At 55.7% G+C, this 14,585-nt stretch carries 16 protein-coding genes; 6 read left to right on the top strand and 10 right to left on the bottom strand.

The window, feature by feature from the left end; all coding sequences use genetic code 11:
- Positions 1-372 precede the first annotated feature (372 nt).
- Together DV707_RS17275 and DV707_RS17270 are read right to left on the bottom strand one after the other, a co-directional pair.
- On the bottom strand, positions 373-579 hold the full coding sequence (locus DV707_RS17275; RefSeq protein WP_103992674.1) for a DUF2061 domain-containing protein: 207 nt from the start codon (positions 577-579) through the stop codon (positions 373-375).
- Positions 580-891: 312 nt separating this feature from the next.
- Positions 892-1,395 carry a hypothetical protein gene (locus DV707_RS17270; RefSeq protein ID WP_136361931.1) on the bottom strand — a complete coding sequence of 168 codons (504 nt, stop codon included), beginning with the start codon at positions 1,393-1,395 and terminating at the stop codon, positions 892-894.
- Positions 1,396-1,820: 425 nt separating this feature from the next.
- On the opposite strand from DV707_RS17270, the gene DV707_RS19235 reads away from it, so the two are divergent.
- Complete coding sequence (locus DV707_RS19235; RefSeq protein ID WP_268806882.1) at positions 1,821-1,955, top strand: hypothetical protein; 135 nt, start codon at positions 1,821-1,823, stop codon at positions 1,953-1,955.
- Positions 1,956-2,057: 102 nt separating this feature from the next.
- On the opposite strand, the gene DV707_RS17265 is transcribed toward DV707_RS19235, so the two are convergent.
- Together DV707_RS17265 and DV707_RS17260 are read right to left on the bottom strand one after the other, a co-directional pair.
- Positions 2,058-3,254: a Cdc6/Cdc18 family protein gene (locus DV707_RS17265; RefSeq protein ID WP_103992676.1), complete on the bottom strand. Its 1,197-nt coding sequence runs from the start codon at positions 3,252-3,254 to the stop codon at positions 2,058-2,060.
- A gap of 796 nt (positions 3,255-4,050) precedes the next feature.
- Positions 4,051-4,686 carry an IS6 family transposase gene (locus DV707_RS17260; RefSeq protein WP_103992677.1) on the bottom strand — a complete coding sequence of 212 codons (636 nt, stop codon included), beginning with the start codon at positions 4,684-4,686 and terminating at the stop codon, positions 4,051-4,053.
- 192 nt (positions 4,687-4,878) lie between these two features.
- Here DV707_RS17260 and DV707_RS17255 point away from each other — a divergent pair, with 192 nt between their 5' ends.
- The 3 genes from DV707_RS17255 to DV707_RS17245 all read left to right on the top strand — a co-directional run bounded on the left by DV707_RS17255 (position 4,879) and on the right by DV707_RS17245 (position 6,552).
- Entirely contained in the window at positions 4,879-5,343 is a 465-nt protein-coding gene (locus DV707_RS17255; RefSeq protein ID WP_103992678.1) for a winged helix-turn-helix domain-containing protein, read from the top strand.
- Positions 5,340-5,828 carry a hypothetical protein gene (locus DV707_RS17250; RefSeq protein ID WP_103992679.1) on the top strand — a complete coding sequence of 163 codons (489 nt, stop codon included), beginning with the start codon at positions 5,340-5,342 and terminating at the stop codon, positions 5,826-5,828. The genes DV707_RS17255 and DV707_RS17250 overlap by 4 nt, the downstream gene beginning before the upstream one ends.
- 127 nt (positions 5,829-5,955) lie before the next feature.
- Entirely contained in the window at positions 5,956-6,552 is a 597-nt protein-coding gene (locus tag DV707_RS17245; RefSeq protein WP_103992680.1) for a beta-class carbonic anhydrase, read from the top strand.
- Between the two features lie 35 nt (positions 6,553-6,587).
- Here the strand turns inward: DV707_RS17245 and DV707_RS17240 are convergent, their stop codons facing one another.
- The 4 genes from DV707_RS17240 to DV707_RS17225 all read right to left on the bottom strand — a co-directional run bounded on the left by DV707_RS17240 (position 6,588) and on the right by DV707_RS17225 (position 10,651).
- On the bottom strand, positions 6,588-6,785 hold the full coding sequence (locus DV707_RS17240) for an amidase family protein (protein ID WP_235010834.1): 198 nt from the start codon (positions 6,783-6,785) through the stop codon (positions 6,588-6,590).
- A gap of 951 nt (positions 6,786-7,736) precedes the next feature.
- Positions 7,737-8,480, bottom strand: coding sequence for a cytochrome c biogenesis CcdA family protein (locus tag DV707_RS17235; protein WP_103992681.1), 744 nt, complete (start codon positions 8,478-8,480; stop codon positions 7,737-7,739).
- A gap of 2 nt (positions 8,481-8,482) precedes the next feature.
- Positions 8,483-9,061: a TlpA family protein disulfide reductase gene (locus tag DV707_RS17230; RefSeq protein WP_160113958.1), complete on the bottom strand. Its 579-nt coding sequence runs from the start codon at positions 9,059-9,061 to the stop codon at positions 8,483-8,485.
- Positions 9,062-9,442: 381 nt separating this feature from the next.
- Positions 9,443-10,651 carry an FAD-dependent monooxygenase gene (locus DV707_RS17225; RefSeq protein WP_103992683.1) on the bottom strand — a complete coding sequence of 403 codons (1,209 nt, stop codon included), beginning with the start codon at positions 10,649-10,651 and terminating at the stop codon, positions 9,443-9,445.
- Positions 10,652-10,734: 83 nt separating this feature from the next.
- Between DV707_RS17225 and DV707_RS17220 the strand changes: the two genes are divergently transcribed.
- Together DV707_RS17220 and DV707_RS17215 are read left to right on the top strand one after the other, a co-directional pair.
- Positions 10,735-11,391, top strand: a complete 657-nt coding sequence (locus tag DV707_RS17220; RefSeq protein ID WP_103992684.1) for a helix-turn-helix domain-containing protein — start codon at positions 10,735-10,737, stop codon at positions 11,389-11,391.
- 307 nt (positions 11,392-11,698) lie between these two features.
- Entirely contained in the window at positions 11,699-12,415 is a 717-nt protein-coding gene (locus DV707_RS17215; protein ID WP_235010835.1) for a halocyanin domain-containing protein, read from the top strand.
- Positions 12,416-12,583: 168 nt separating this feature from the next.
- On the opposite strand, the gene DV707_RS19115 is transcribed toward DV707_RS17215, so the two are convergent.
- The gene (locus DV707_RS19115; RefSeq protein ID WP_240728565.1) at positions 12,584-12,880 is read right to left on the bottom strand and encodes a DUF7562 family protein; all 297 of its coding nucleotides are present in this window, start codon (positions 12,878-12,880) and stop codon (positions 12,584-12,586) included.
- Entirely contained in the window at positions 12,880-14,559 is a 1,680-nt protein-coding gene (locus tag DV707_RS17205; protein WP_103992686.1) for an NADH-quinone oxidoreductase subunit D, read from the bottom strand. Before DV707_RS17205 ends, DV707_RS19115 begins: the two co-directional genes overlap by 1 nt.
- Positions 14,560-14,585 lie beyond the last annotated feature (26 nt).

Genomic DNA, 14,585 nt, shown 5'->3' with positions numbered 1-14,585 from the left:
TCACAGTTTTTTGCAGTAGTCGGAGAATCACAACTCGCTGCACTCCTTTCGTGGTATCTCATCTATGCACTCATCATCCTTATTCCACTGACTCTCCTGTATGAAGGATTTCGGCGACTTTACCCCGAAAGTCTCTCTTAAGATGCTCTACTCGGATAACGAACCGTACTGAGCGATTTGCTACCTTCGATTTCACGCGTGTTTCGATCACTCAGCCGAGCGAACGAGCGTGCGTATTGGACATACTGGAGATGTGGCCGATCACGGAGTATTGATCGCTCACCAAAGACAACTCCTGAGGAGCACGTTCTTGATGGAAACCGTATTTCCATTGGCGATATCAGACCGCTTGTGGCAAACTGGAGCAAGCCCCTACTCTGCCTCTATTCCCCACCTGATGTGACTCCACAGTCGTTCCCAAAAGTAGTACAATGCGGTCTTAGCTATCGCTGCCGAGAGGCCGATTTTAGCGGCGTTTCCGAAGCTTCCGGTGTATGAAAAAGCGATTATGAATACGACAGAGGTAGCAAACAATCGGTACGTCGTTGCCTTGGCTAACGATCTGCGGTGTTGTTCCATACGTCTTCGGCCATTCTCCAGATAGTAAAATCTAATTAAATATAATTATAGCTGCTCACATCGTCGATGGGTCGACTGAAGCGGGTCCTGATTTCTATCTTCCTCATCGTGAAAGATTTATGCGAATCATCTCCGGTTGGTTTCATCACATAAGTGGATGAAATCACCACCGAAACTACCGCTGGGGACTGGATGCTTGAGAAACTACCAGTCTCAATAGATAATTATGCAACCGTGGTGCATACACAGCGCGAATCGGCCACGCACTCCTCTTTCCCGCAGCGATTCACGTAACGTTTTGCGTGCATCCAATCAGTCGTTGGTGGCTGTTTGAGGTCCGGTCCGAAGCGCGTCAATGCCCTTTCGGGCGAGCGTGCCCGCAGTGAACCCGATTACCGCTACTCCGACTCCGATGATGGCGAGAGCAACCAATCCGTCTGGTTGGACGACATAGGCTATGCGTTCGATGAATGGCCGGGGCGAAATATCCGTCGCCCACTCCGTCCGCCACCCCAGGAACGAGAGGTACGTGAGTACCCAACCAGCGAGTAGTCCGGTTCGACTGTACCCCGTCCAGAACGCAGCGGCCACTCCGAGGAAGGCGGCGTGAAACGGAATGAAGACGACGCCACCAGAGTGGTAGAAGATATTGAGTTCATACGCGAGGAACGTCAGAGCGAAGAGTCCGAGTCCCAGACCAATCAGTAGAGCCTCTTGAGGTCTCCCTCGTTTCGACCCGAGAAGCATAGTACGGAAGGTGACCAGTATGTCGTCTCGACTCGGGGCAGAGGTAGGTTGTCGTTCCTCAGAGGACATAGATACGAAGTGTGTGAGAAGGGCATAATAAGCTCTGAAGGGACAAACTCAGGTTGCAGTAACGACGATGAGGCCCAGAGGTTCTACATAGGGGCGCATCTCTCGCGTTCGTGCTGCACTCACCCTCTGTACCGGCCACGGTGCTTCTGACGAGGATCATAGACTTTGCGGCCTGATTCGCTCTATAGTTCACCTAAACTGAGCGTTTCCTAGTCTCTGCTTTCACGTACACACAGCGAATCATCAAGGACGATGGCACTCGCGAATCGATATCTCGAGTGACCAGGTTGAAGGATCAGCTAGAGTCGTAGATGACGAACACGACATCGAGATCTCTAACCAACAGCGCCTTCTTTTGAGCCCATTGTTGGTTAGTCGAATAAGAAATGTGTGTGGGCGCAAATTAAGATGAGTATCAGTGAGCAATGAACAAGAAGAGGTCGCCGAATATCGATCTCACCGGCGAATGGGAGGCAGAAATGGAGAGCCGGACGATGAAAGACCGGGTATACGAGGCCGTCACAATCTCAGCCGTCGATATCGCGGTGAATTCCGAGTGAAATTGGCCCGTCCGTAATCAGAAGAGCAATGAAGATCTCGGCGTCGGGCGACGCACTCCACTATTACTAGCGAACTCGGAGAAAAACCCACCAGCGAACTCATCAGGCAGACTTACACGCCTCGACGACGACCTCTGGTTCATCGACGAGCTGGTTCACTGTGTGGGCGCCTTTGCCCTTCCCACGGCCTTTACGCTCTTGCTCGATGAGCGAGAGAAACGCCAGTTCGGAGAGTAAATCGCGGACGCGCCGCATCTTCAGTGGATCGACCCCGTTCCGTTCACATACGAGTTCGTACATCGAATAGATGTCCTTCGTGGGGATCGCAGAATCGTCATCAGGGGCCTCCTGGGCCTGCAACGACAGTGCTTGCAACAGATATTTTGAATGCTCTGGCTGCTTGGCGATGAGTTCGGAGAGCCGCGCCTGCTCTTCGCGGTCGTGTGCCTCGTCGACGTACTCAACACGCACCGTATCATCGCCGTGTTCGTCCGCAATCTCGCCTGCGTAGCGAAGGATATCGATCGCCTTGCGTGCGTCCCCGTGTTCTTTGGCGGCGAGGGCAGCGACTTTGGGAATGACGTCCTCGTCGAGGACACCTTCACGGAACGCGTCGGCACGGGACCGGAGAATCTCACGAAGTTGGTTCGCATCGTACGGTGGAAACACGAAGTCACGCTCAGATAGACTCGATTTGACGCGCTCGTTCAGCGAGTCCTTGTATCGAATCTTGTTACTGATGCCAATGACACCGAGGGTACTTTCGGTGACCTTCCCGGCTTCAGCGGCCCGCGACAGCTGCATCAACACGTTATCGTCCTCGAGTTTGTCGATCTCGTCGAGAATGACGAGCCCCACATCGAGTCGCGCATCGAGAATATCCCAGAGACGGCGGTAGTAATCCGAGGTACTCACGCCAGTGTGCGGGACCGTGATATCGGTCTGAGTGGGGTCGTTGAGTGCTTGGGCAATCGTCCGAACGGTCTGTGTCTCGGTCGATTCCTGAAAACAATCGACGTATGCGACCCCGACCTTGATCCCGTTGTCGGCGGCTGCCTGCGTGAGATCGCGAGTGATGTACTTCGAGCAGAGGCTCTTTCCGGTCCCTGTCTTGCCGTAGATCAAGACGTTGTTTGGGGTGCCTCCACGCTGGGCATCTTTGATCGCGTTCGCAAGCTTCTGGAGTTCCTGATCGCGCCCGATAATCCGGTCACCCTCCGGAAGGTGGCTCACCCGAAGGAGTTCCTTGTCAGCGAAAATCGGGTCCGGATCACCGAAGAATGACTCGGACTCACTCATATCAGCACCCTCACAACCCTTCTATTTCAATTTTGTCCACCGGAGTGCCGCTGTAAGCAGCAGCAGTAATTTGGGTTCGATTCACGGAAATCGAAGAGACTCCCGTGAGCGACCGTTAAACATAGGATTTCTGAATCCACAACCCCGGAGTGCCGCTGTAAAGGAGAAGGTGGCCCCGCACTCCCACACCCCGTGTTGCCGCTGTAATGACGCAATAGACAGGGGTTCCAATCGAAAATGAGGGAACTACTATTGTATCGGGGTCCCAACCGAACTAAACGGAGAAAACACCACAGGGGAAACTTGATATGCAGACCTTGATTTCGGGTTTTCGACGCCAAACGCGTTGCCGTCTTGGTACGCCAAATTGCAGTACGGTAGCAAACAACACGATACAATATAAAACTAGGGGAAAGCAGCTGCAACGTGGTAGAGGAAGATATTGGCCAAAATGTGTTTGAGATTCTATACCCCATATTAACAGCAGTTTACAGCGGCAACGAGGGGTGTGTCTGCGGGTCTGTCTTAGTCGGTCGACCGCCGATGTGTGTCTTCACGTCAGCTAACTTCACCAGGCCCCGATCCGAACGACTCTCTGGTGGGACAATGGACAGCCGGCACTTCTCCGGCGATTATTTACAGCGGCAATGAGGGGTGTGTCCGTTCGATCGGCAGTCCTGAACCTATCTCTCAGCCATCAATCGGTATTCGGAACCTCCATCAGATTGTCCGATTGTTCAATCTTTGTGTTTGTCGAGTGGTCTGTCTGCGAGTTCGTTTCTGCACCGGGCATTGTTCAGATTAGCTGATTAAAACAGACGGCGAACGCTTGCAGCCACGTTTCTGCAGTGTTCGGATCAGCATGTCTGAAGTGGTTCGCAAACGCCTCTGTTCGGCGTTTCAGCTCTTCGAACACGCGTTCGACGGCATTCCGATTCCCGTGGGTGACGTGTTGGAATCGGAGCGAGTGGCGATGGCAGGCCGCCTGCAGCCAGGGTGCGCTATCGATCAGGAATATCGCGTCGGAAACGAGATGTTTCTCGCAGAGTTCTGCGAGGAACATCTCGGTTAGCGCGGAAGTTCTGGTCGGGAACAGTCGCACGTGCAGCAGGCGGTTCGTGTCGGGATCGACCGCCGCAAACAGCCAGTAGCGCTGGTCATTTACTCGAATTACGGTCTCGTCAACCGCGACGTAATTCGGATTTTGTCCCTCTGTGGGCTGTAGATCGGCCTTCTGAATCCAGTTGTGAACGGTGGAACGACATCGCTCGACACCCAGGCCAGCGAGGACTGAGACGGTATCCGCCAGCGACAATCCCGCTAAATGCAGTTGGATACCGAGCTTCATCGCTGACTCGGGTGTCGCTTCTCGCTCCACAAATCCTAACTCGGGGAAGTCGCTAGGTTCGGTGAGGCGGCTGGTTTCTGGCATAGGCACCAAGAAACTACGCCCGCCTCACTTTTCGACCTTATCTGAACAGTGCCACACTGGTTAGTACAAAGATTAATACTAACGGGTACAGAATACTGTACTGAAGACAACAAGAGAGCCCGGATTAACAGCCGTATCTGGGTACCAGGGGTTCGAACGAAACGGCTGGGGGAAGACGAAAGAGACGACACTATGTCCAACGATCTAGCCACGCAGCGGGAGGAACTCTTCCCGCTGGAGATTCGGCAAGCCATTGATGCATTGAGCCAGAAACACGGGAAAGCCGTCATTGCAACCCTACTTGAGGAAGGGCCACAGTCCTTTACTGAGCTCAAACAGCGTCTTGACCTCACGTCCTCCCAAACGACGAATGCCCTCGACGCACTCACGGTTGCAGGGCTCGTGCGAAAGCGCACTGCAGTTGGTGATGACGGGCCCTATGACTCGTACTATACCGTCAGTGAGTTTGGCTCGCGGTTCGTACACCATCTCCTGGAATCGCTCGGCTCTGTCGATTCCTTCGATGGCCAGCGCGATCAGTTCGAACCAGTGGACAACTACCAAGACAAAGAGACTGGCGAAGAACCAGTTGTTGAATCCTATCACCGGCGTCAACCAGCTACTCACAGGCGTGCGCGAGACTCGCCAACTCAATGATCCCTGACCTAGAGCTTCCGGAGTACTACGTCGAGTCCGTAGACATTGACATCACTCCGGAAGTCGGACATACCGTTCACGGACAGGTTTCAAGCCAGTTTACAGTGCAGAACCCCGAGTTGTGCGAGGATCCGGCTGGCCTGACGTGTGAAGCGGAGTTGGAACTTGATCTGTATCGGGACGGTGACGCCCCGTGGCAGATCTCTGATCCAGATGACGCCGACGAATTTGGCCACATCCACGCACTGACACAGATCTTCATCCCCGGCGAGCCCGATGAGTTTTCACCACACTACGAGGAGTGGAACAACGGTTCCTACCGGGATGTCGATCGAGAATTTATGCAACACTTGGAATCTGGGATCCTCCACCAGGTAATCTCGCCGCTCGGCGATCTCGTTGGCAACTCATTCAATGGCGTTGTTCCTCGGATGATCATCACGCCACCCGAGTACGATGAGCAGGCAGGCGAAGAGTCCCAGTAACCCTGCCTGACTCGGGTGTTGGAATCAGATGCCCGAGCGATCTTCTCACGGGTCTGTACCGTCATAGACCACGGCAACGCTGTTCACTACCCGAACGACTCTGCCAGTCCAGGGCGTACGTGAACTGATGTCACATTCACACGAACATCACCACGAGCACGTCGATGAGACGGTCACCGATCGCTCCGACTGGGCTCGTCGCCGACGCAAAGATGTCCCCACAAACAAGAAGCTCCTCGTCATCGCCTGTATGGACGAGCGCATTCCCGTCGAAGAGGTCCTCGGACTGGAACTGGGCGATGCACAGATCTACCGGAACGCCGGTGGGAAGGTCACAGACGACGTTATTCGATCGGCTGCTCTGACGACGAACTTCTTCGATACCGACGAAATCATCGTCATCAACCACACGGACTGTGGGATGATGAGCGCACCCGATACAGCGGTCCGTGAGGGACTCGAAGCCCAGGTCGGTGACCTCGAAACCGTAGACCTTGACCCGTCGCTCCCCGAACTCACGATCGGCGATGCCGATCTGATCGACTGGGTGAAGATGACCGACGACATCGATGCAGCCTGCACTGCCCAGGTGGAGTTCCTCCGTCAGTCGGCGTTCGTCCCAGACGATGTCACCATCTCCGGGTACGTCTACGGGGTCGAATCCGGCGAACTCCGTGACCCCGGCGATCGCATCGCGGCGGAGATCAGCGAACGACAGGTGTGAGCTGTCTCGCAGTTCGACCCCAGAGATGATATCGACTACACGTAATCGAGTGTGTCCTCGATGGCAGCAGCAAGCGTGAACAACGTTGTCTCATCGAAGTGATTTCCGACAAGCATCAGTCCTACCGGCAGCCCTTCTGGCTTACCGCACGGGACGGTCATCGCGGGATGCCCGGTCACATTAAATAGGCACGTATTCGCTATCGTTGCTACTTCCCGCTCGAGCGCTTCCACACGGCTCATCTCCGGTGCTTAAAACACGATTTTATGGGCCGATGTCTGTCTTCAGATCGGTCCGTGCGGATGCTGTACTTCAGTGCTGCCCAGCTGTTTTTCAATATCTGGCTTGCTTTGAATTGAGAGGTTCCACACCGGGTAGGGACTGACGTCTATGCGACTGTTACAGAGACACTCCACGCGATTCGTCAAGCGGGCTGAGGGGAGATTAGGCACCAGTCTCAACCCACGACGGTGGTTCCACTCTGGTGTTATCGACGCGGCTGAATCGGACTGTTTCCGTGATTACCCGTGGCCCAGAGCGGTACGCGACGGTTTGTCTCGTCTTGATCTGCTGGACGTATCCCCGCTGGTTCACAAGTAGTGTCATCGATGCATTTGAAGAGACGTGCGTGTCGTTCAAATTCGCCATCATCCGGTAGAATTGGGTCCCGTTTCGGGTGAGCGTCTCGACTGTTGTGTTCTGCCGAGTGCTGTACCTGTAGATGAGTTGCCGATGGAGCACCCTGTTGAGTCTGACCGAGGTGTTGAGTAACTGTACTTGCCGGACTTGGACCCCCGTATCTGATTCGATACGAACGGTCGTCTCGTTTCCGTGCCGCCACGCTGAGATCCGTTCTGGAGCCTGCTGATAGCTTCTCGGAGCATCGCCGGTGGCTGTTGGGGTCCGGATTGCGAGCGCCCGCACGGACTGTCGCGGATCAACGCGCCACGACCGATTGATCGTAGCGGTGAACGTGTTGTTCGTATCTCGAATTGTTGTCGTGGACCGGACAGTGAATGGTTGCGATCGAAGTGTGTCAGTATGCGCTTGGATCAACGCGCTCGTATCCGTTACATCATCCTCCGTCAATTCGGGAGATGACGGTGGAACGTTTGTTGGTGCAGTACATCCTGCTGTGAGCAACAGACAGACGACACAGACTGCCGCGAACTGTGTAACTCGTTTCACTGGGGCAGCACCCCCGGAAAGCCGTAGAAGTAATAATAGATCTCTGCGGCACCAGAACAGACGAGAAGCCCGCCGGCAATCCGATAGATTGTGCGGGTGTGAGACCTAAGCGTGGCCGTGATCGACGAGCCACCGAGGGCCGTTACGCACGTGAATACGGCAAGCACGGTACCCATTCCGATCGCATAGGTGAATGCAAGCGAGACACCGAGAATCGGACCAGCAGACATCCCCTGAAGAATAATGGCGACGAACAACGGCGCAGTACACCCTGCTGCAGCACCCGCGTACAGCGCACCGAAGACGAAGAATCCGCTGAGTGACCGTTTTCGCTCTGGAAGGCGGACAATCGACTTGGACGGCTTCCAGCCAACCATCATCAGGCTCCCGGCGACAACGAAGAAACTGCCAACGATGAGTTCCATCAGTGCGATCTCAGCCAGCGCTTGTGCACCGAGAAACACTGTTGTGCCTGCGAGGCTCCCGTACACGACTGTCATCCCGGCCCCAGCGAAGGCACTCAGGAGCACTGCACGAGTGAGTGGGCGGCGGATCCGTGCGACGACTGTACCTGTCCCTGTTGCCGAAGGTGGGGATCCAGCATCGACAGTGGATACAGTATCACTCAGAAAATACGAGAGGTATCCGGGGAGTAGCGGAAAGGCACACGGAGCGAAGAAGGTCGCTGCTCCAGCGGAAAACGCGAGCCCAAAGAGGGCCGAAAGCGCAAGTGCAGCCATTCTCACGCCTCCAGTAACGGCTCAATTACGGACTTGAACTCCTCGAACGTTCGTGCGCTGACTGCTGGTTCCTCACCTGTTGCAGGGGTTCCATCACTGTCGAATACGAGGTTCGTCGGATAGCTATTCGCGTTCCATCGGTCAGTGGCAACTAACCCCGGATCGTTCACGACTGGCCACGTGCCTTCGTACTCGTCCCAAAACTGCCTGATGAGGGTCTCATCCACTTCCGGTGTGATTGATACCATATGAAGTGTCTCAGTATCGTACGCTTCCCGCAATTTTCGGAAATCCGGCATTTCTTCCTGACACGGGCGACACCACGTCGCAAAGAAGTTCAACAGTACGATTTTCCCGTCCGGTTTGAGGGTGACCTCACCATCTGGGAAGTCGTCGTGGGTGACGACTGACGGGAGAGCCAACGTGGAATTCGTGGCTGTCTCGCTGTTGTTGGCTGTTGTGTCGGTTCGAGACTGTGATGTGGTTGCCGGGCGGGATACCTGACTGGCACACCCAGTCAGGCTTACTGCGAATCCGGTACTGACCGTTGCAAGGAATTCTCTGCGGTTATTGGAGGGCATACGTTGTCTATGAAATGCTGAATCGGAATGTTGTATTCTGTCTGGGGGTAAAAATCGGCTTTTGCGCTGTCTGAGCGACTGCGTGCGTTCGTGCGTGGGTTGGAAGTCGATCAAGCCATGTCGTATCCCGATTAACGTCATCGCACGTCCAAACGATAATGTCGTCAGTGGCCACCTCTATCCCGGTTGCGAGCGCGTGGGCGCCCTCTGAGCACCCATCCGGCTCACCCGCTGGACCCACTGTCTTCCAGTTGGGGGCCGCATTGATGACGGGATCGTCTGCCCCGTCGCAGACGATGATGAGCTCGCTCGGATCATCAATTACATCCGCGGTGTCTTCGACCGTTAGCGTCCAATTCCGCGTTGGGAGGATCACGCTCGTCATAACGATGGTTTACCTCCTGTTCGATCGTTGTGCGGTCTCGTATGCACCTGCGCAACCGGTGGAACTGATGCATCGGCGACTCGACGATGGCGGAATCGTTTGAATACTGCCTCTGGTAGTATCGAAACTGCTGTATTCCGTAGGCGACAGGCCAGTGAGGACTGCATCGTTCCCAAGCGCCCGAGGCGGTGCGATTCGGCACGGACTCGGTCTGCCCGGTTGGCTCGTCTTGATTCGTAGTTTGCAAACGCGTCAGTGACTCTCGTGTGTGAGTCAAGCGTAGCTGCGAGCGTGACTGCATCTTCTATCGACTGTGCGGCACCTTGGCCGGCGAACGGCAACATTCCGTGTACGGCATCGCCGGCGAGTACCGTTGATCCACAGTGCCACCGGGGTACCGCTGGAAGGTCGCTTAATCCAGTTGTGATGACCTCGTCGTTAGTCAGTGCATCGATGATTGCTGGGATTGGCTCGGGATAATCTGCGAAAGACGCTTGGAGGTCGGTGGCAGATGCTGTTTCTGCGAGCTCTGTTGGGGCCGTCGCAAACCAATAGAACCGACTGTCTCCGATCGGAGCCCCTCCAGTGTATGTACCGTTCCCCCATACCTCGAATCCAGTTGCTTGATGTTGTTTGGGCAGTGAGACCGATGTGACTGCCCTAAAAACAGTCGTATCTATGGACCGTTTCGATACTGTTGTGATTGCGTCACGTACGGTTGAATTGATCCCGTCAGCACCGATAACAATGCCTGGATCGATGTGTGTTCCATCGTCGAAGTGAACCGTTGGTCTGTGTGGGTCTGATACCTGCGTACACCGCTTCCCGTTGTGTATCGGTGATGTGAGGTTTTGACGGAGAATTTTGAGTAACTTCGCTCGATGGATCGCAACGTAACGATGGCCGAACGCGTTCTGTTCGGCATCGAGGTCGAACGTTTGCAACACCCGGCCGGTTGGTGAGCGGATTTGGACGTCAGAGAGCGATCTCCCCGCGTCACATATCTCATCGGCGAGGCCGAGCGTTTCGAGGGCAACCAACGCGTTCGTTTGGAGGAGAATCCCTGCACCGACTGGTTGGTACTCCGCTGTAGCCTCATACACATCGACAGTGAAGCCTCGCTGTTCGAGTGCCAGCGCCGTTGTCAGTCCACAGATACCACCGCCGACGATGGCGATCGGCGGGTCCTCATCACGTCGTCCCATATCTCACGCTAGGTGAGTCAGAGGACAAGGGTTACTGCCCTGTATACACAGTTCTTTATTTATTCGATACGTGGAAGAGACCAATGCGGTATCTCACAGTTCGCGCCGAAGCGGCCGGAACAGGCCCGTTGCATCCGCTCGGTGAAGCGCTCGGAGAGGCGACATCGTTCGCCCGAGAAGCGATCCACCACGTCGAACTTCTCGATGATGACACCGTTCTGATGCTCGCTGAGGGAAGCGGTGACCAGTCGAGCTACATTGAGGTTATGCAGGCATCACCGTACGTCAAAGAGTTCCTAGTTTCCGGAACAGAGCGGTGGATGGCAGTGACCCAATTCGAGCTGTCACCGCCGACAGCGGAACTGATGCGACGGGGCGACAGGCCGGGAATCGTCGTTGACACGCCGATCCAGATCAACGCCGACGGGTCGCTCCGAATCACATATCTCGGTGATGAACTCGACTTACAGGATCTATTCGACTCGTTGACTGACGACGCCCCGTTCGAGATCGAAGTGCTCGAAACCGGTTCATACTCACCGGATCAGCACGCGTTGACGCGACTGCTCACGGCTCGGCAACGAGAAGTACTCGAGACGGCCTTGGACGTTGGATATTATGAACTGCCCCGAGAAGCGACACACGAATCCATCGCGGAGCAACTCGATATCGCTCCGACAACGGCTGGTGAACATCTACGAAAAATCGAACGACGGGTATTCACGGCTATCGTGCAGTAACCTGTGGAAATGGTGCTTAACGTTGCCTAACGCTAAATGGATTCACGCTCTGGTAATAAATATGCCTCCGAGTACCAATCTGTGACTTTCACCCAATCCATACTCCTCTAGTTTGTCAAAACGCACAGTTGCGATGAATTGGTCTCCCTCCCGACGGTCGTACCTCAAAGGAACCGCCCTCGCTGGCTTTCTCGGTATGGCTGGCTGTCTTACGACAACTGACGCAGCGGAACCATCGACGGGACCGGCCCCTCCAACGACGGAGCCATCGACGGCAACGGACACGGCAAGCACATCCACGACTCCTATGGAATCACTGGAAACGTGGCTCGCGGATGCGAACGGGTATGACGGCACCCCGAAACGGTTCGGTGCGGGTGTCCAGCCGACGATCACCGTTGGTGAACCGGTTGGCGATGCGCTTGCATTTGATCCGCCGGTCATCCACGTGCGACCGATGACGAACGTCCGCTGGGACTGGACCGGCCACGGTGACGAACACAACGTGGTCGCCGTCGACGGCACGTTCGATAGCGGCACGCCGAACGCCCAATCGGGCACTAGTTATCACTACATCTTCGAGGAGCCCGGTGTCTATCAGTTCATATCCGAGCCAGACCAAGACGCCGGAATGAAGGGAGCAGTAATCGTCGAAGAGGTACCTTCGACGGGCTATCCTGCGGTTGATGATTGGGTCGCCAGAGCGCCTAATTTCACCGGTGACGTCGTCGATCGCACCGACACTGACACGGCGACAGTTACTGTCGGCGCACCAGATACCAACAACCCGTTCGTGTTTACGCCACCAGTACTGAAGATCGCTTCCGGGACGACTGTCGAATGGCAGTGGGCCGGCAGTGGCCCTCATACAGTGACGTTCGAGGATCACGATATCGGCACTGATGGCGTCGTTTCGACGTCAGGTGTGCAGTTCACACAGACGTTCGCAGAATCTGGAACGTATCGATATCGGTGTGATCCTCACGAAACTCTGGGAATGCGAGGAGCGATTATCGTCGAGTGACCACATCGGAGCGGTAGCAATCGGCTGTCCGATCTTCCTTTGGCGAACGGGGGCGGGCGGCGCGGTGCAACATCAGCCGGTAAAATCAGGACTACTGCTGATCTCCTAGATCGAAGGTAGGCCACCCGTTTCGGTCCACACTCACATACGCTCCTCGAGGGAATATCTCTACGATTCTGTCTGTTGACTGTCTGCGGCGAGTCGTCGATACTGTCGAAGAAAGGTGGGTTGCTCGGTTTCACCAGCTCCCGCGTTGATCAGCGTTTCTTCGAGCCCCGTTCGTGGTTGGTGACAACAGTCGCGGTGACACGGCTTACAGAGGTACTCGAAGGTCTTCCCCTCGCGGTCCCATCGGTCCCCGTATTTATCGTATTCGCGGGCATCCGAACGCGAGATCGTGTCACCGCAGGCAATACAGACGACTTCCTCACCGGTTGTGTTGCGAACAGACCGAATTGATGCCATTATCGATCGACCTCCCCCATAATCGTATCGAGACTCCCGATGGTTGCAACAAGGTCGGCGACGAACTCTCCTTCGGCCATTTCTGGGAGTGCCGAGAGGTTCGAGAACGACGGGCCCCGGATTTTGAACCGCGCGGGCGTGTCCGTGCCGTCTGCCCGGATGTAGATACCGAGTTCACCCTTGGCCGCCTCCACAGCGTTGTATATCTCGACGTCGGGACCGGGTTTGAGAGTTCGCGGAACGTTTGCCTGCACTGTTCGGTCCGCCGCAGGCCACTCTTCAAGCAGATCGGCACATTGGTCGATGATCTTCGCCGATTCAGCAAGCTCGTAGAGGCGGACGAGCAACCGGGCGAAGTTGTCACAACCGTCCTGCGTGACGACCTCCCAGTCGAGTTCCTCGTAATACCCGTACGGATCGTCGCGGCGGAGATCATAATCGACCCCCGAACCGCGGACGACAGGCCCCGTACACCCGTACGATTTGGCAGCTTCGGGATCGAGCACGCCAGTATCGATCGTCCGCAACTGGAACACCTCGTTATTGATAAGCAGATCCTGATACTCATCGATCCGTTCGGGGACCGTCGCCACAAACTCGCGGACTGCTTCGAGGAACTCCGCGCGTGGCTCCGGGAGATCCCACGCGACGCCACCCAGCCGGAAGTAGTTGAACATCAATCGCTGACCGGTCAAATCCTCCAAGAGCGACTGGACCCGCTCCCTATCCTTGATAGCGTACATAAACGCCGCAGTGAATTCGCCGATGACGTCCAACGCGTACGTCCCGACGGCCAGATAGTGTGAGAGCATCCGCGAGAGCTCCGCCGACATCGTCCGGATTATCTTCGCGTACTCGGGGACGTCGATATCGGCTAGTGTCTCTGCAGTTCGAGCATACGCCCACTCGTTCAGCAGGCCCGCGCCGCTCCAGTCCCACCGATCGGGATACGGCATAATCTGATGCCGATACGTTCCCTGCTGGCACATCTGCTCTTCACACCGGTGAATGTAGCCAATGTCTGGCTCGACATCGACCACAACTTCTCCGTCGAGAACGGTCTTTACGTGAAGGACGCCGTGCGTAGACGGGTGATGCGGACCGATATTGAGAAACATCGTATCCGACTCCGCACCCGACCCACGGTGGTCCTCGTCGAGCGGGTTGGCGTGTTCTTCCAACGGGACGATTTGTGGACGGTCCTGATCGTAATTCTGTGAGAGGGGGTGGCCGTGCCACGTTTCCGGGAGAAGAATCCTCCGTAAATCCGGGTGGTCGTCGTAGGAGATCCCGACGAGATCGTACGCCTCTCGTTCGTGCCATTCGGCCGTTCGAAATACTGGCTCGGCGCTCTGGCTTTTTGGCTTTCCTGTTGGCGTCGGCACCACGATCGACAGTTCGCGCGTCGGGTCCGCATAGCTCTTCAGATGGTAGATGGTTTCGTATCGATCCGGATACTCCTGGGCGGTGATACAGGAGAGGTGATCAAACCCTGCTTCCGTCTTGAGATCTTGGAGAACGTCCCGCACTGTGTCGGGTCTGATCACGAACCCGTCGGCATTGAGGTGCTCTTCGTGAGCGATCACTCGGTCTCCTAGTAGGGCTACAATCTCGTCGTAGAGGCTGTTTGGTGAGTGCTCGATCGCCTGCGGCGATTGCTCGGGATTTGGTAGGCTCATCGTTGTCACCACCACACTCCAACTGT

The sequence above is a fragment of the Halobellus limi genome, from assembly GCF_004799685.1.
GTDB lineage: Archaea > Halobacteriota > Halobacteria > Halobacteriales > Haloferacaceae > Haloquadratum > Haloquadratum limi.
Note: the sequence above shows the minus strand (reverse complement) of the source record. Positions and strands in the feature narration are given on the sequence as shown.

Bases quoted from the DNA above. Each gene is read 5' to 3' on its own strand.
- DV707_RS17270 (WP_136361931.1), bottom strand. From the start codon at position 1,395: ATGTCCTCTGAGGAACGACAACCTACCTCTGCCCCGAGTCGAGACGAC.
- DV707_RS17230 (WP_160113958.1), bottom strand. From the start codon at position 9,061: ATGCCCTCCAATAACCGCAGAGAATTCCTTGCAACGGTCAGTACCGGA.
- DV707_RS17235 (WP_103992681.1), bottom strand. From the start codon at position 8,480: ATGGCTGCACTTGCGCTTTCGGCCCTCTTTGGGCTCGCGTTTTCCGCT.
- DV707_RS19235 (WP_268806882.1), top strand. From the start codon at position 1,821: ATGAACAAGAAGAGGTCGCCGAATATCGATCTCACCGGCGAATGGGAG.
- DV707_RS19115 (WP_240728565.1), bottom strand. From the start codon at position 12,880: ATGGCATCAATTCGGTCTGTTCGCAACACAACCGGTGAGGAAGTCGTC.
- DV707_RS17275 (WP_103992674.1), bottom strand. From the start codon at position 579: ATGGAACAACACCGCAGATCGTTAGCCAAGGCAACGACGTACCGATTG.
- DV707_RS17215 (WP_235010835.1), top strand. From the start codon at position 11,699: ATGGAATCACTGGAAACGTGGCTCGCGGATGCGAACGGGTATGACGGC.
- DV707_RS17260 (WP_103992677.1), bottom strand. From the start codon at position 4,686: ATGCCAGAAACCAGCCGCCTCACCGAACCTAGCGACTTCCCCGAGTTA.
- DV707_RS17225 (WP_103992683.1), bottom strand. From the start codon at position 10,651: ATGGGACGACGTGATGAGGACCCGCCGATCGCCATCGTCGGCGGTGGT.
- DV707_RS17205 (WP_103992686.1), bottom strand. From the start codon at position 14,559: ATGAGCCTACCAAATCCCGAGCAATCGCCGCAGGCGATCGAGCACTCA.
- DV707_RS17265 (WP_103992676.1), bottom strand. From the start codon at position 3,254: ATGAGTGAGTCCGAGTCATTCTTCGGTGATCCGGACCCGATTTTCGCT.
- DV707_RS17220 (WP_103992684.1), top strand. From the start codon at position 10,735: ATGCGGTATCTCACAGTTCGCGCCGAAGCGGCCGGAACAGGCCCGTTG.
- DV707_RS17250 (WP_103992679.1), top strand. From the start codon at position 5,340: ATGATCCCTGACCTAGAGCTTCCGGAGTACTACGTCGAGTCCGTAGAC.
- DV707_RS17245 (WP_103992680.1), top strand. From the start codon at position 5,956: ATGTCACATTCACACGAACATCACCACGAGCACGTCGATGAGACGGTC.
- DV707_RS17255 (WP_103992678.1), top strand. From the start codon at position 4,879: ATGTCCAACGATCTAGCCACGCAGCGGGAGGAACTCTTCCCGCTGGAG.